We start from the raw sequence: 16,688 nt of genomic DNA, 5'->3' as shown, positions 1-16,688 counted from the left end.
ATGCGTTTGTTCTCGATATATCCTCTATAAGGGAAAAGAGTATGCAATCAATTAAAAATATAAAAGCGGTCTTTTTTAGCCCCACCGGCAATACCAAGCGGGTAGTTGAACAGCTGGCTTCGCAGTTTTCACAAAAGCTGAATATTCCGGTTGAAGTTGATGACTTTACGCTGCCGGCTGCCCATATCGAAACCAGGACATATTCACCTGAGGATTTGGTTGTCTTCGGTGTGCCGACCTACGCAGGACGCATTCCGAATAAGGTATTGCCCTTTGTGCAAAACCTGTTCAAGGGGAATCAAACACGTGCAATAGCGGTGGTTACTTTTGGAAACCGCAGTTTTGACAATTCTTTGAGCGAGCTTCACATGGAGTTGGAAAAGAATAATTTTTCGGTAATCGGAGCCGGTGCGATAGTCTGCAAACATGCGTTTGCAGAAATAGGCATTGGGCGGCCGGATGATGCCGATGAGGCACTGCTAACTGTTTTTGCCGAAGAGGTGGTTAAAAAGCTGCAAAATTCCGGAAAGCCCCTCGCCAATTCCAAGATAAAAAGAAACGAGTCGCTCACTGCCTATTATGTTCCGCTCGGCACCGATGGAAAGCCGGTTAATTTTTTAAAGGCAAAACCGATTACCGATAAAGCAAAATGCGACAACTGCGGCGTTTGCGCGGCCGTATGCCCGATGGGCTCCATCGACAAAAACGACGTTTCGTTAGTTCCCGGCATTTGCATAAAATGCCAAGCCTGTATTGTGCATTGCCACACAGAAGCAAAATCATTCGACGACCCGCTGTTCCTATCGCATAAAGCAATGCTGGAACAAAACTACGCACGCACAGCTATTTCGCAATGCTTTGCGTAATATCATACTGCCGTTGAAAGGCTATCATACTATCCATCGGTCTAACGGTCAGAAGCAAGAACACCAAAATGATGAGGGGCTTTACGGTTTGCATTTTAATCAGTATGTTATACGGAAATGCAATCGGTAAAATTTGCCGATTAATATGAGGAGCCTGCTATGGTGCGTTCGTTATTATTAACTGTTAGGCAGCTGATCAATGTCTATCTCTTTTTATGTTTTATTAAGATTTTGCTGTCGTGGGTTCCCTCTGCAGCCTATTCGTCTTTCGGGCGGATGTTGTCATCCATTTGTGATCCTTATTTGAATTGGTTCAGACGGTTCGGATTTACCCGCATCGGTATGGTTGATTTTTCTCCTGTTTTGTCGCTCGGTATCTTGTCCATTGCGGCGCAGCTTATCACATCCCTTCTAACCACCGGTACCATTTCGCTTTGGGGGCTCTGTGTCAGTATCATAGAACTGGTATGGTCGTTTATCGGTTTTATGCTGAACTTGCTGATCATCTTTTTGACTGTCCGGTTGATGTACGATCTCTTCGGTTCGTCAAGCAGTTCTCCGTTTTGGTATAATTTAGATAGATTTTTAAGTCCCGTTATTGCAAAGGTTACCGGTTTTCTCCCGCAAAAACCGCTGCAGTATCGTACTCGGCTCATATTGACGATTCTTATTATCCTGTTACTCCGTATTGTACTTGGCCTTTTTGTCGGTTCTCTGTTATTTCAATTTAAAGTGATAAGAATCATCTAAGAACTCCTATACGCATAGCCTCCCTTTTCTATTGTATTTTTACCGGTTTTTGTATATGGTATTATAGAAGAGGGGGGATGGGAAATTGTCTTCGGGAAAAAAACTGATAAAATACAATAGCGAGCTTATCCACGATTTACCGCCGTGGGCACAGGAGCTCGCAACCAAATATTGTACCGAAACGGTCAACCTTTATTTTGTGCACGGCAATATCCGCGACTTTTTACCGCACAACCATCGGGCAAGCGCTCATTTTGTTTTTGTAAAGATATGGGACTATATTTCGGAAGTTATTTTCGGCAATAAAGATATTATCGTGTTTTACGATAAATCAAGCGGCGTGTCTTTTTGTATGCAAGAGATGGAGCAAGCCTATATTGCGACGATGCACAGCCGGTACCCCGAAGTTCCCGTCGAAGATTTTTATTCCCGCGATCCCGTCAAAGCCTTTGCGTATCTTGAACGCTATTTTACACTCAATATGGGCAGCGGCCGCAGAATGGTGCTTATTATCGATTATGCTGAAACGGTTATTCCTGCGGAGGAGATTGGAAACCTCGATGCGGTTGACCGTTACTGCTTGGTTACCCTGAACCGCTGGTCGCACGATCCTCAGTTTACCAATGAAGATATTTCGATCGTCATGCTGACCGAGAACCTTGCCGATGTGAACTCACGGCTTGTCGCCTCTCCCTCAACAGTAAAAGTTGCCATCCCGCTCCCATCGGAAGCAATTCGTATCCATTTTTTAACGTATTTGCAGAATAAGGAAGAACTGTTGTTGGAGCGGCTCCTCAACGCGGAACGGGTGGGAAAACTGACGTCGGGATTAAATTTATTAAACCTTAATCAGCTGGCAAAAGAGTCGTATAACGAAGACGTACCGATTACGTTTGAATATCTCCGCAAAAAAAAGCAAGAGATTATCGAAAACGAAGCGGGAGGTTTGCTGGAATTTTTGGAAACGGAGCATGACCTCTCCTTTATTGCAGGACATGAATTTGTAAAAAAGCGCTTTAAGTCGATGGCCAAGGCGCTTAAACAGGGAAGAACCGATGTACTCCCGATGGGGTATTTAATTTCCGGGCCGATCGGTACGGGTAAGTCCTTCCTTGTTTCGGCATTTGCCGGAGAGATCGGTATTCCGATGGTACGACTTAAAAATTTTCATACGCAATGGCAAGGAACAACAGAATCTAATTTAGAAAAAGTGCTGAATATTCTGCGGGCAATGGCGCCCGTTGCCGTAATGATCGACGAAGCCGACGCTGTTTTAGGAAACCGTAAAATGCAGGATGGTGCCGGTTCCTCCCGCGTCTTTGCGCAAATTGCAAATTTTATGGGCAATACCGACTACCGCGGAAAAATCATCTGGTTTTTGATTACGAGCCGTCCCGATTTGTTGCCGATAGACTTAAAACGGCAGGGAAGAGCGGAGGAGCATTTGGCGCTTTTTTATCCCGAAACGTTAGAGGAAAAGGTTGAAATTTTTGAAACGCTGCAACGGAAGTTGAAGATTAAAACAAAAGATATTTCGTTTTCGAATGTCGTCAATAAAAAACTGAAATTTCCCGTATCGGGTGCGGACATTGAGGCTATTTTGGTTAGATCAAAAATGAACGCAACCGCCGACAACCGCACGATGCTGACGACGGAAGACATTGAACAAACTATCGACGATTTTATTCCGCCTTCATATCCCTATGATATTGAATTACAGAATTTGGTCGCCGTACTCGAATGTACCAGTAAAGAAATGTTGCCTAAGAAGTATCAGAAAATTCAGCGTTCGGAACTGGTTGCAGAGATACAGGAATTAAAACAACTACTTGGAGAAAAATAAACCGCTCCGGTCTATTCAAATAGCGAATAGCGTGCTCAGAGCGGTTTGGGATGCGGTTTCAATTACGCAGCCGTTTCCGGCTCTATACCTAATTATTCAGAGACAACCGATTATTTACCTGCGTTTTGCTCTTCCAAATTCGGCCATGTCAGAACCTTGGAGCCTAAAAGCGCAAATTCTTTTGCAGCATTTTTTGCATCACGAACCGGAATTCCGGCTTCCTTATTCAATGTCTGTTCAAAGAACAGTTCGATGGACTGGAATACATCCGGAAGCGGGTAAAACAGGAAAGCAAAGTTTATACCAGTTGGCTTTACGACAGTAAATGCCGACAGCGCTTCTTGCGGATCCTTGCTGAAAATAATCTTTGATTGATTCTTTGCAGTGATGATATTTGAATCTTTAAATCGCAACGGTACCTGAAAGTCACGTTCACGGCAATAGGGTTCCATAGATTTATGCGGATAGTTTTCGGGCTCAACAAACAGAAAAAGCTTTTTTCCGTTTGTTTGAAAAGTTAATCCGTTGCTGGTTAGGTAAATATCCTTTAGGGTCGCATAGGAAACGATCTCGTAAATACTGTATGCAGAATCTTCTTTAAAGAACGATGAAACAATATATCCTTGATCCATCGGTAGTTTCTGTTTTGCATACGCTTCAAAAAGATCCATCGCTTTAACTGTTGCCATACCTGTTCCTCCAAATTATATGCCCTTGTAGATGCAGCATACTACAAAAGTATATTCCATTTTTTGATAAACTGCAACGCTTCCTTTTGAAATATACGGTGCAGATACAAGGCGCGAACAAAAATAAAGCGGAGGCACGGTAAAAAATGTACTTCCCTGTACATTTTTTACCTACGTGTTTGCAAGGCAAACACGCTGCTGATTAGAACCACCGCCATCCGTGGGCGGTTCTGCATAGCCAGCGCTTTTGAAAATAGACGATGTAGATACAAGGAATACGGTAAAAAAGTACCGCAGGCACGCCCAAAAATGAACATCCCTGTTCATTTTTGGGCTACAAGTTTGCAAGAGCAAACTTGCTTCTGCTTGAAACCACTGCCCTCCTTGGCAGTTTTGATACGTTGAGCGGCGGCATGGATGCCGCTCGTATTAAGCAGAAGCAAGTTTGACACCGGTCAAACTTGTGTTCAGCGAAGTACATGGATGTGCTTCGCTGAACGAGTGACGCAGTAGATGTGCCGTATATTTTCAAAAGTTATAGGAGGGCAATCGTATGCAACACCAACATCGCCGAAATACGTGAGGCCTCTTTTGAAAATTGCTGATATGAGATTGCGGCAGGCTCCCCCGCATTGTCGGAAATACAGCGCAATATCACAAAGGGGACAGCGTTCATTACGCAGGTTTGAGCAACCGCAGCGCCTTCCATTTCGACACAGTCGGCATGAAACGTCGAGATAATTTCTTGCTTTACCGCGGGGTTTACAATAAAATGGTCTCCCGAAGCGATGCGTCCGGCAATCATGCTGTTGGTATTTGCAAAATCTTCCGTATGGTCATTTTTCAGCTGTGTAAAGGTTTTCATGAAAGCGGCGCGCAGACCGTCGTCAGCCTTCCAAAACGGAGAGGGGGTTCCGGCGATCTGTCCTTTTGCATAGCCGAAAACCGACACATCCACATCATGCTGTACTGCATCGATCGAGACCACCAAATCGAATACATGCAGCGAATCGTTTAAGCCTCCGGCAGTACCGGTGTTGATAATCACTTCCGCGTGAAATTCCGAAATCAACACTTGCGTACAAATTGCTGCATTCACTTTACCGATGCCGCCGCATACGCTGATAACCGTATGCTTACCATAGCCCGCTTCATAAAACGCGAGTCTGGCTCTTTCGATTTTCCGTCCTTGCAGACTGTGCTGGATATTTTCTATCTCTTGCTGTTCCGCCGCAAAAATCCCTATTCTCATCTCTCTTCCTTCTGGGGAAGCGCATCAGACATTTTTACGAATATCCCCGCGGAATAATGAGGCTGTTCAACCAGAGTTGCCAAGGATGGCAGTGGTTCCCTACAGCAGCGATGTTTTGTGCATGCACAAAACTCGCCTTCAACTGTTGTACACGGATGTACAACAGTTGAAGAAGGTTCAAATGGTCTCACAGCCTCATTATTCCGCGATTTTTATCTATCGGTCTGATGCGCTTCCCCTTCTTCATAATATAACCTGCACAAAATTTTTTCAAAATTTTGTGCAAAAGGAAAGCAACCGCTTAACTTTCGGGACGGTTGCTCTGATTTTTATCCTCTCACTCGTTAGAATTCTTCGACGGTTCCGTTTGAGCGGCTTAAAAAGACGCGCGGAGGTTTTTGGGTAAAAAATCCGTTTTCGATAATGCCCGGTATGGCATTCAGTTCACTTTCCAATTTAGCAGGATTGATTTTTGTATTGGCCGGCCATTTTATATCCATGATGAAGTTTCCGTTGTCGGTGATAACCGGCCCTTTTTTCCGGATTCCATCGCGGATAATCATTGAGACTCCGTAAGATTCAAGTTTTTTCATAATGCTGAGCCGTGCTTCCGGTACAATCTCAATGGGGAGCGGAAAATTGACGCCCAATGTTTTGACGCTCTTTGTTTCATCGCCGATAACAACGAACAGTTCGCTGTTATACGCGATAATTTTTTCACGCAGCAATGCCGCTCCGCCGCCTTTGATAAGATTTTTTTTGGAATCGATTTCATCTGCACCGTCAATTGTTAAGTCCAGCGAACCGTTGATTCGTCCCGAACTGAGGGAAAAAATCGGAATGTTGAATTCTTCACACGCTATCGATGTCTGAAAACTGGTGGGAACGGCGGCGATATTTTTTAGCTTCCCTTTTGCAATATATTCGGCCAAACGCTTTACGGCAGGCATTGCGGTAGAGCCGGTTCCAAGACCGATCTTCATACCGGAATGGATGAGCCCTTCGGAAACCAATTTATCGATAGCGGTATGGGCTACCAATACCTTCTGATCTTCAACACTGATAGTATTACTCATAGGAACCTCCTGTAAATAGTTCAAATTGTTTATAAGCTTGATACCGAAGCATATCGTATCCGTTGCAAATATCACAGCCGGCAGCTTCGGCTCGTTTTAAAAGTGCGGTTTTTTCGGGAGTATAGATAACGTCAAATACCTTTTCGGAGCCTGAGAAACTGTAAAATTCAAGCGGATCTTCATTTTCATGCATACCGACGGAGGTTGCTTGTATGATAACGTCGGAATATTTTTTAAGTGTACGGACGGAAGCCAAGTCCGACACCGCCCACCGGAAGTTATACCGCCCTGCCAGCTGTTTCGCCTTTTCTGCAGAACGGCCGAAGATACAGGCTTTTCCATGCAGCAGATGTACGGCATTGGCAACTGCATGAGCCGCTCCGCCGGTACCGATAATCGCGATATGTTTAAACCTAAGACTCCGAACGTGTAAAAATGCTTGCAAAGCCCGCGAAAACCCATCGATATCGGTATTAAAGCCCCGCCGTTTACCGCCGTCAAATAGTACCGTATTCACTGCGCCGCATGCCGTTGAAGCAGGCCCGATCGAATCCAAAAAAGGAATAATATCGAATTTAAATGGATGGGTAACCGAGAGTCCTGCTATTCCGGTGTAATCGGCAAATGCAATAACTTCCTTGCTGTCTACAGCGGAAATCGGGATATAGACGGCGTTGATTCCTTTTCGTTCAAAGCCTTTATTGTGAATAGCCGGGCTGAGGCTCCTTGTCGTATCTGTACCGACAACCCCGTATATGCTCGTTGCGCTGTTTATTGTGCGGAAGTGATATAGCTCGTTGAGCGTAATAGGATCGATGAATTCCCGTTCCAAATGATGCTGTGCAATATATTCCCGCGGCATAGTATATACAATTGAAGAATGCAGCTTCGACGCTAAAATACGGGATGGGATACCGTATTTGCCCATCGCAATCAGTATATTCTGTCCGTTAAACTGCGGGGCATGTTTGAAAAGCGCCGTTACATCCGCAAGGTTATCGGCCTTATATGCAATTTTTACAATCTCTTCATCCGTCCGCCGAATATCCCGTATTTTAGCGGCAATATCCTTGATCGGTGCTTTGATGCTGTGGACGCTGCGTATGATGCCGATATTAAAAGCTTGTGCCGCTTCTTCCAAACTCGATGCCTGCACATCGGATTCCAGGTCGAGAAATGCAAAATTATTCAGCGGTTCGGTATCCGCAAAGGAGAGCCCGCGTGCAAACAGGGTAATACGGGATCCTTCTCCGCCTTTGAATGCTCCGCCATCCAAAAACCTGCGGATGGTTAAAATAGCCGGTATACGGGCAAGCTTCGGAAACCTGCGGATATACAGCAACTCCTGCGGGTCAAGAAAGTCTGCCCGTAGTTCAACGATGTCGATCCATGAACGGTACCGTTCAATTAACTGAATATTTTTGTCGATAGTATTTTCCGTCAATACGAGACATATTTTAGGTACCATGTTAACAGTATAGCACAAAGCGATTTCTTTTGAAAATATGCATACCGTCTACGGCGTTGCTGCACAAAAATAAATGCTCGACGTACAACAAGTACGCCTCCGCTTTATTTTTGTTCGCGCCTTGTATCCGGTATCACTATTTTCAAAAGCGTTGGTTCAAAGATATACGGTGCATCTACTGCGTCTATTTCAAAAGGCTTACGGAGAGCATCTTTTCATCCGTGCCGCTACTGAAAGTCGGTATCGGGAAAATTAAAACTTGCAAACGAGGTGAAAGGGGTATATAATGAGCGTATGATAGCAAGAGTTTCTGCTTCGCAAGAAGATTATTTGGAAGTTATTTATGATTTATCACACGGTACCGAAGCTGTCCGTTCAATTGATATCGCTAATTTATTGATGGTTTCGAGAGCAAGTGTAAATAAACGCCTTGGTCTGTTAAAAGAGGCGGGTTTTGTTGAACATGAGCCTTATGGGTTGGTGCGTCTCACCGAAAAGGGCTGTGCCGTTGCAAAAAACGTTCGCGAACGGCATAACACACTGTATAAGTTCTTAACCGATATATTGGGTGTGGACGCAGAAATCGCTGATCATGAAGCGTGCGAAATGGAACATGCAATCAGTCAGGATACGGCAGATAAGCTCTATGCGTATCTGAATAAGTTGGATAAGGCTCCGACTCCGGAAGATAAGGTCTCTAAAACCCAAAGGGTTCAAAACTCTTACGACCGTCTTATTAAATAGAGGAGAGAGATATATTAGAACTTTGTGCTATTTCCCTAAAGATAATCTCGTTAATGGTTATTATCAGTTTTAACAATCCCTCATCCTCAAAACGGAGGAACGTATGCGCAAAGTTTTTACCCTTTTAACTGGAATTTTTTTCACTTTTTTATGTACCTCTTGTGAGCAGTTTACCTCGAATATAGATACATATTTGAGTTATTGGGCGGCGGAGGTTTCTGCAACAGGCTATAGCATTGATCAGCTTCAAAAGCCGTACCCAACAAATAAAGACGGTGTTCTGTGTATACCATCAACAAGCGATGTAACGGTTACGATTAACCTGCGTAATCCGAAAAACTTTCAGCTCGTTATGCCTGACTCCTCTTCTTCCTATGCAGGAAAGGTTATCACATTTCCCGGTCTTTCATCGCCGCCGAATTATAATACGGACTACACTTTAACACAAACCGCAAACGATAAACTGGAACTTAAATACAAATCGACCTTTTTGAAAGCGCACGAGTGGGGTAACGGTAACATTAGTCCTGAAATTACCTTCATCACTGATGATCCCAGAGTATTCCGTAGCAAGTTTAGCTTAAATTTAAAAGTTGACACCGCCCCTACGTTGGAGTACGCCGGAATCGGAAAAACGGCAACGGCTGATTCGGACGGCAATCATTTTTATGTGCTTATATTCCGCGTAAAAGACATGGATAAAATGATAGACAGTCAGAGTGTCCATAAAGACATCAACACAATGAACATTACGGCAGGCGGCGTATCACGTCCTCCTATTACTTTGAACGTAACAGGTTCTGATTTTACACCGGACGGAAACCTTTTAGCGGCAGATGCGGTACAAAAACTTAAACCGACCGATCCCGAACTTCCTACAGGGAACGGGCTTCTCCGCTTAAAGACCGATGTAAAAGTCGGCGGCCCTGAAAAAGCATACGAGGTGTGCATAAAAGACGAACAAGGCTTAAGTTCCGAAGTGATACGGGCAAGCACCCAAAAAAATAAGCTTGCTAATGTGCAATTGTTTGACGGTTCGACCGAAATAACGGGAACATCGGACAGCAATCCAAAAGGAATCCCCGGCATAAAGGGCAAAACATTGACGGCAAAAGCTGCATTCACCGGAACCGCCATAACGGGAACCGTCTATAAGCAAAGCGGCGGCGCTTGGATACCGATAAGCGGCGGAACGGTAAGCGGCACAACACCCGTTACCATAAACTTGCCGGCACTCGCCGCAAGCGGAACCGAAGTGCTCTACAAAATCAGTCTGAAAGCGCAGTTAAGCGGCTACGACGACAGCGACACAAAAGACTTTTTTATAAAACTGGTACGGCAGGAAATTCCCGTCCTTAAACTGAAGCAGGATTTTAGCTCCGGTGATAATAATTTGCACTGCATCAGTGCAGGCACTAAAGCCTATGTTACGGAAGACATCATACCCGATGAGGGACAGTATAACAACTCCTCAAAAGCGCTGCTTATTTACACCGCCCCCTCATCAAACTTCAAGCTTGAACTGAGTGCGTCCGCAGGAACTGCGGTAAAGTATAAGCTGGACAGCGGCAGCGAACAGTCGCCATCGGCGCCGGCGGAAATAACGGTAACCGGCGGTACAGAACACACACTTGAAGTATGGGCTGTAAGGGGCGGAATAGCAGGGCCGCACACTACCGTACATATTAAGGGGATTGCCACCCTAAACACCTATAGCGAGCTTAAAAACGTTGTAAAAAACGCTCCCGAGAAGGGTACGGGACCGGGGCAGTATGATTACAGCAGCAACATAGATATTAAAATCGGCGGCGACCTGAACGCTTCCTCCGCCGATACCGAAATAGCGGTAACGGGCGGCAAAGATCTGATGCTGTCAGGTTCGCCATTCGGCACCGTCCGCACCGTCAACGCAGGCAGTCTTGGGCGCATCCTTAAAATAAGTGACAGCGACACGGAGCTTACGCTGAGTAATATAAAGCTTACAGGCGGCTATGCCGCCGACGGAAAAGGCGGGGCGGTTTGCGTCGAAACCGGATGCTCGCTTTGGCTGTACGGTAAGACAGTCATTACCCCGTCAACGGGAAGCGACATAAACACGCCGGGCAAAAACGATGTGTATCTTGCAGACGGCGCCAAAATCAAGCTGGACGACGCTTTGCAGAGTCCTGAGCCTATTGTTGCCCGCATTACGCCCGAACACTACAACGACGGGGATGAGGTGCTTGGCGGCGGCAGTATAGGGTCCGGTACACCGCCAAACTACACCAAGTTCAGCGTAACACAGCCTGTATTTGCAACGAACCTATGGAAAATAAAGAGCGACGGAACGTTGCAGGCAATACCCACAACCATAAACAGCGGTTCCGGTGCATGGCAAAAACTCAAAGAAGCCGTGCAAGTACTCCCCGAAGGCAGCACCATCACCATCAACGGCGAAATTAAAGCGACGAACGAAGGCACCGCAGGTGTAGATGCCAATTGGGGCGAAATCGTCATCGACAAAAACCTTACGATAAAGGGCAAAACCGGAGCGGGTTCGGACATTCTGAACGCAAACAGTACTACGACCGATCCCAATGCCCCCACAGCGAAACACCGCATCTTTAATGTTGCAAACGGCAAAACGCTCACGCTGGAAAACCTGACGCTGAAAAACGGCAAAAATAACGAAACAGATCCCGGCGGCTCTTCTAATCCCAACGGAAAAGGCGGCGCTATTTATTCGAAAGGTGAGCTTGAAATACGCAATGTACTTATTACGAACTGTGAAGCAAAATATAGCGGCGGAGGCATTTATTGCAACATGTTTGGTACAACTTCTACCGATGAGCGTAAACTGGTAATAGCAAATACGGAGGTTGCGAGCTGTAAAGCCTTAGATACTACTTATGGGCTTGGCGGAGGAGTGTCTATTCAAGGATCGGACTGCCTTATGAATGTGAAGATAACCGATGTCATGATCAAAAACAATGACGCAGGATCTTCTGCAGCAGGGCTTTGTTTGTATGGAAACCATAATGCAACAACAACCGCCGATTCCGTTGTTTTAACGCGTGTTACTCTACATAAAAACAAACTGACCAGCACCAGTGCAGCAGGCGGAGCAGGTATGGTGTTTGCAACATACGGCCCAAACAATGCAATTACTTTAAAAAACTGTACTGTTACCAAAAACGAATCTACAACTATCGGCGGCGGTATATTACTTCGCACTTCGAGTAGTGGCAATGTTTGTGGAAAACTCATACTGGAAAACAGCAGTGTAACCGAAAATAAAGCGCAAAACGGGGGAGGTGTTTATGTAAACTGGTCGAATCTGGTTATGAAAAACACCGATTTTACTTCCAATACGGCAACGGCCGAAGGCGGCGGCGTGTATGTAGCCAAGGGAACATTTGAGATGGAAGGTTCTGCAACCGTTACCCCTTCTGCAGAAGCTCATAAAAACGACGTTTATTTGGCCGCAGATACAACCGCCACTGCAAAGATAAAACTTAACGGGGCTTTGACCGGCACACCCCCCGTAGCGCGCATTACGGTGCCGAACGACAAATACCTGCCGACCACGCAGGTGCTTGACGGCGATATAACAGACGGTACACCGCAAAATTACACCAAGTTTACGGTAACGCCGCAAACATTGAGCGACGGTAAGATACTGTATTGGGAAGTAGATGCCGCCGGTAAGCTGATGGGCATTGTAGACGGCACAAAATACCCGAATTCGGCATGGAAGGCGCTGAAAGATGCCGTTGACAATGCGGCAGCAGGCGAAACTATCTTCATAAGGGGAACCGTGCAAGCGACAGCCAATACCTCAACCGTTACCGGCAACTGGGGCGACATCACCATCAACAAAAACCTCACAATAAAAGGAGAAAGCGAGACTTCTATAGGCATACTGGATGCAAACAAAAACACCGGCGGCAAACCGAAGCACCGCATCTTTAAGGTAGAAAGCGGTAAAACGCTCACCATCCAAAACCTGACGCTTACCGGCGGAATAGCTGACGGTACGGGAGAAGCAGGCACAGGCGGTGCCATCTACGCAAAGGGTGCCACCGTCAATATAAACGGCTGCACCCTCAAGGGCAACGAGGCAAAGTCCGGCGGCGCAATCTGTGCAGAAAAGGACGGCAGCACCTCGTCCAACGTAACCATCAGCGGGGGTACCATCGGCGGCACGGGAGCTGACGCAAACAAAGCGACCGGTACCGACAGCGACAACGGCTTCGGCGGTGCAGTATTTATAAAAGGTTCAACCGTCGCCCTAAACGGCTGCACCCTTGAGGGCAACAAAGCAAAGAACGGCGGCGGCGTATACATGGAAGGCGGAAACTGCACGTTAAACGGTTCGCTTAAAAACAATAAAACAACGGAGCTTGCTTCCTCTTACGGCGGCAGTATCTACCTTGAAAACGGCACGCTCACAATGAAAACCGGAGCCGAAATTTCAGGCAGCGAAGCAAGTGTCTCCGGCGGAGGAGTTTATATCAGTGCCCGTGACGGAGGCACCGCTTCATTTACAATGGAAGGCGGAACCATTTCCGGTTGTAAGGTAAGCTCTGCCTACTTTGTCGACGGCGGCGGTGTGTGCGTTGAAGTGGCGCATGGCAGCACCGGCACGGCAAACTTTATAATGCAAGGCGGCAGCATTACCGGCTGTAAAGCAGCATCGGGGGGACTTAGCGGTTCTCCATCCGGCGGCGGTGTATGCGTAAAAAACGGAGCAACATTTAATATGACAGGCGGCAGCATTACCGGCTGTAAAGCGGTAATTAACGACAATGCAGGCACCCCAGAGTCTCGAGGCGGCGGCGTGTACATGGAGAACTCAACGTTTAATATGAGCGGCAGCAGCATTACCGGCTGTACTGCGGAAAGTTCCGATTCTGATATTAGCGGATCCCCGTCCTTTTATGGCGGCGGCGTGTATGCAGCCGGCTCGACCGCAACATTTACAATGAAAGACAGCGCCGTTATCACACCGTCCTCAGAAGTACCCTCGGGCATGAAGAGATCCAACGACGTGTATTTAAACTCCGATGCAAAGATAACCGTTGCAGACACCCTCAGCCCCGAAGGCGGAATCGCTGCACGCATCACGCCTGCCGCCTACAATACGACCACACAAGTGCTTACAGCCGGCACGGGCGTAACCCTTGCGAACGAGACATATAAGTTTGCCGTAACGCCGCAAACCTCTCCCGCACAGCCGTGGACGGTCGACGGAAACGGCTGTCTCAAACAGGGCAGATATACGGAAGTACCATACGGTAAGTTGGCAGCCTTCCTTGCCAATGCTTCGGAAAACGAAGTAAATTATATCGAAGTAACCGGTATGTCCGCAGCGGCCTTAAAGGGTACATACGGGTCCCCCCCGAATCCAGGACCACTCGGAGCTCTGCTAAACAATAACTCCTCTAAAAAAGTTGCGCTTAAACTGCCTAACAGTATTTCAGGTCTTACCGATATGGGCTGTTGTTTTGTTAAGTGTACAAACCTTGTTTCTTTGGAAAACTTTCCTTCCGGCGTTACGGATATGCGAGCTTGTTTTTACCGCTGTGAAAATTTAACTACAGTTCCCGATATTCCTGCAAGCGTTACGGGTATGAAGGAATGTTTTCGTTTCTGTAGAAGTTTAACTACAGCTCTCAATATTCCTGCAGGGGTTTATGATATGACAAGTTGTTTTCAAAACTGTAAAAAATTACAAAGCATAAAAATGAATTGCTCTTATGCCCCCGGCAATTTTAACGGCGCTTTTATCGGCTGCGACGCCTTGCCGAACGGGGGGATAAAGGTGCCTTCGACTGAGCTTACAAACTATCAGAATGCTGCGAACTCTATGGGAACAACGGCGAATAAGTTTTCTGCAATACCTTAATTAAACGGGGAAAAAGCGATGGGGAATAATCGGTAATTAACGCAACCGAAGGTTGGGCAGTTGTACAGGGATGTACAACTGCCCAACAGCGTCCCCTACGCCTTGGCGGTGAAATTCCCTATTAACATCATCAACTAAAAAGGTGTCTCTTACAAAAATAATTATCAACAGTACTGCTTCGGAACAGGCGGAAGTAGAAGCTCTTTGCTAATTAATTTTCCATTTTCCGTGCTGCTGAGAAAAACGCTGGGCAGGCATGGAAATAACCCGTCCGTCTTCTCCCGCAAGCGCAATAATACCGGTAATCAGATTTATTTCGCTGATGCGGAAGAGCGTATTATCGTAGTAGAGGCTGGTACCGATTGAGGGTAGTTTTTTGCGAGTTTCCACATACCAATCATACTCATACGACAGGCAACAGAGCAGACGTCCGCATTGCCCCGAAATTTTGAGCGAATTTAACGACAGGTTTTGTTCCTTTGCCATCTTGATAGATACCGGTCTCAGCTTGTCGGTTACGGCATGGCAGCAAAACGGCCGGCCGCAGCAACCGATACCGCCTGCTATTCTCGATTCATCGCGGACACCGATTTGCCGAAGCTCAATACGGAGACGCAGAATGGCAACTAAGTCTTTAACCAGCTTACGAAAGTCAATACGGGTGTCTGCCGTAAAAAAGAAGATAACTTTAGGATCTTCGAGTAAGTAGTGACAGTCAATCAGCTTCATATCCAGCTTGTGGGCGATAACCTTTTCTTTAAAAAGAGCGCTTGCCGTTTTCTCTTTTTCGATATTTTCTTCCGCACGGCGAAAGTCTTCCTCCGTTGCTTTCCGACTGACGGTAACGATATCCTTAATTGCTACTCTGATCGGATGCTGTACCAAACCCATTACACGAGCCATGTCGTCTCCGTAACGTGTGGGACTAATGACATAATCTCCGCTTTGCAGATTTAATTCCGTCGTTGTTGCATAAAAAGTCTCTTGTGAATATTCGAGCTTTAACTGATAGAGCGGTTGAGGGAAAGCACCTTCTTGTATAGGTTCTTCCGCTTGTGGTTCATCATTATCTTCCAAAGCGCTTAAATCATCTATTTCTTCGTATTCGGTATATGTTTCTACAAATTCAATATCCATTTCTGACTCCTATTATGTAATCAAATCTATAATTAGGCCGTATATTTCCTCTAACCGTTCAAGAATAAAAAGTTGACTTTTTTGGTCGCAGAGTAACTCGCCTGCAAATTTGTCAAGCTTTTCATTGATAATAACAATTTGGGTAAAAGAACGCGGTCTTAAATGATTGGTCTTATCACGCCGTAAATGAGTCCGTGTTGTAACCGTATATGCTTCACGCGCGACATAGCTGATAAAGTTTTTAACAGCCTGCTTGTACTGCAAAATCGTTTCAGGATTTTGGCGTGTCCGTAATGTATCCCCTGCAGACCGTACTTCATCTTGCAATAGAGCGACCGCTTCTTCCGGCGGTAATTTGCTCAGCTGCTCGATTATATCGGCTTCATTTCCCGGCTGAGTTTGGGGTAAGACGCTTCTCAGCATCTCTTTAAATTTATTCGGTTTTTTTTGTCTTTTTCGGATTGTGCCGTTGGGGGGTGTAAGGACGGTTGAACGGTTACTCCCACTGCATAATTTGAACTTTCTATTTGATTTCCCATTTTTCTCCTCTATTTTGAGTAAGAAAAAGTGGAGGAGTGGAGTGCTTGCCGGTTTGAATATTTCTTTTCCGCTTCCTCAAAACCGGTTTGATCGCCGGTAGCAGAGCAGAATCCGTGTAGAATGACATCATCATCAACCCGCAACTTTTTTGTTAGAACCGATCCGATAACCATACCCGATGAAAGAATGACAACATAATCCGGCGCAATAATATCGCCTTGTACAATTCCTCCGACGCTAACCGAAGCTGCCCTAATATTTCCCCGTATCCGGGCGTCTTCTCCGATAATGACACGTCCTTGGGTTTGCACATTACCATCGATATCACCGTCTATCCGTAAAAATCCGGAAACCGTTACGTTTCCCGATATCAGTGCTCCCGGTCCTATAATGGTATTGACCGAAATGTCATCGATAAAGTTTTTTTTTGCCATAG

At 46.0% G+C, this 16,688-nt stretch carries 12 protein-coding genes; 5 read left to right on the top strand and 7 right to left on the bottom strand.

The window, feature by feature from the left end; translation table 11 throughout:
• The first annotated feature begins 41 nt into the window (after positions 1 to 41).
• From QI63_RS02345 to QI63_RS02335, 3 genes are all read left to right on the top strand, one after another.
• The gene (locus tag QI63_RS02345; protein WP_044013546.1) at positions 42 to 866 is read left to right on the top strand and encodes an EFR1 family ferrodoxin; all 825 of its coding nucleotides are present in this window, start codon (positions 42 to 44) and stop codon (positions 864 to 866) included.
• A gap of 159 nt (positions 867 to 1,025) precedes the next feature.
• Complete coding sequence (locus QI63_RS02340) at positions 1,026 to 1,616, top strand: YggT family protein (RefSeq protein ID WP_044013544.1); 591 nt, start codon at positions 1,026 to 1,028, stop codon at positions 1,614 to 1,616.
• A gap of 85 nt (positions 1,617 to 1,701) precedes the next feature.
• Positions 1,702 to 3,459 carry an ATP-binding protein gene (locus tag QI63_RS02335; RefSeq protein WP_044013542.1) on the top strand — a complete coding sequence of 586 codons (1,758 nt, stop codon included), beginning with the start codon at positions 1,702 to 1,704 and terminating at the stop codon, positions 3,457 to 3,459.
• Between the two features lie 110 nt (positions 3,460 to 3,569).
• On the opposite strand, the gene QI63_RS02330 is transcribed toward QI63_RS02335, so the two are convergent.
• The 4 genes from QI63_RS02330 to QI63_RS02315 form a co-directional block, all read right to left on the bottom strand.
• A complete protein-coding gene (locus tag QI63_RS02330) occupies positions 3,570 to 4,148 on the bottom strand; it encodes a hypothetical protein (RefSeq protein WP_044013540.1) in 579 nt (192 codons plus the stop codon).
• Between the two features lie 535 nt (positions 4,149 to 4,683).
• Positions 4,684 to 5,400, bottom strand: a complete 717-nt coding sequence (locus QI63_RS02325; protein WP_044013538.1) for a 5'-methylthioadenosine/adenosylhomocysteine nucleosidase — start codon at positions 5,398 to 5,400, stop codon at positions 4,684 to 4,686.
• 344 nt (positions 5,401 to 5,744) lie between these two features.
• Entirely contained in the window at positions 5,745 to 6,476 is a 732-nt protein-coding gene (gene rpiA, locus QI63_RS02320) for a ribose-5-phosphate isomerase RpiA (protein ID WP_044013536.1), read from the bottom strand.
• Positions 6,469 to 7,944 (bottom strand): type I 3-dehydroquinate dehydratase, encoded by a 1,476-nt coding sequence (locus QI63_RS02315; RefSeq protein WP_044013533.1) that lies wholly within the window; start codon positions 7,942 to 7,944, stop codon positions 6,469 to 6,471. Before QI63_RS02315 ends, rpiA begins: the two co-directional genes overlap by 8 nt.
• A gap of 294 nt (positions 7,945 to 8,238) precedes the next feature.
• Between QI63_RS02315 and QI63_RS02310 the strand changes: the two genes are divergently transcribed.
• Positions 8,239 to 8,688, top strand: coding sequence for a metal-dependent transcriptional regulator (locus QI63_RS02310; protein WP_044013531.1), 450 nt, complete (start codon positions 8,239 to 8,241; stop codon positions 8,686 to 8,688).
• A gap of 103 nt (positions 8,689 to 8,791) precedes the next feature.
• Entirely contained in the window at positions 8,792 to 14,575 is a 5,784-nt protein-coding gene (locus tag QI63_RS02305; protein ID WP_044013529.1) for a leucine-rich repeat protein, read from the top strand.
• A gap of 207 nt (positions 14,576 to 14,782) precedes the next feature.
• On the opposite strand, the gene QI63_RS02300 is transcribed toward QI63_RS02305, so the two are convergent.
• From QI63_RS02300 to QI63_RS02290, 3 genes are all read right to left on the bottom strand, one after another.
• Positions 14,783 to 15,712, bottom strand: coding sequence for a PSP1 domain-containing protein (locus QI63_RS02300; protein ID WP_052185452.1), 930 nt, complete (start codon positions 15,710 to 15,712; stop codon positions 14,783 to 14,785).
• 12 nt (positions 15,713 to 15,724) lie between these two features.
• The gene (locus tag QI63_RS02295) at positions 15,725 to 16,135 is read right to left on the bottom strand and encodes a YaaR family protein (protein WP_235619754.1); all 411 of its coding nucleotides are present in this window, start codon (positions 16,133 to 16,135) and stop codon (positions 15,725 to 15,727) included.
• 125 nt (positions 16,136 to 16,260) lie between these two features.
• Positions 16,261 to 16,686: a bactofilin family protein gene (locus QI63_RS02290; RefSeq protein WP_044013527.1), complete on the bottom strand. Its 426-nt coding sequence runs from the start codon at positions 16,684 to 16,686 to the stop codon at positions 16,261 to 16,263.
• Positions 16,687 to 16,688: the final 2 nt, after the last annotated feature.

This window comes from Treponema sp. OMZ 838, from assembly GCF_000775995.1.
Taxonomy (GTDB): domain Bacteria; phylum Spirochaetota; class Spirochaetia; order Treponematales; family Treponemataceae; genus Treponema.
The sequence above is the reverse complement of the archived record's forward strand: the minus strand, read 5'-3'. Positions and strand labels throughout refer to the sequence as shown.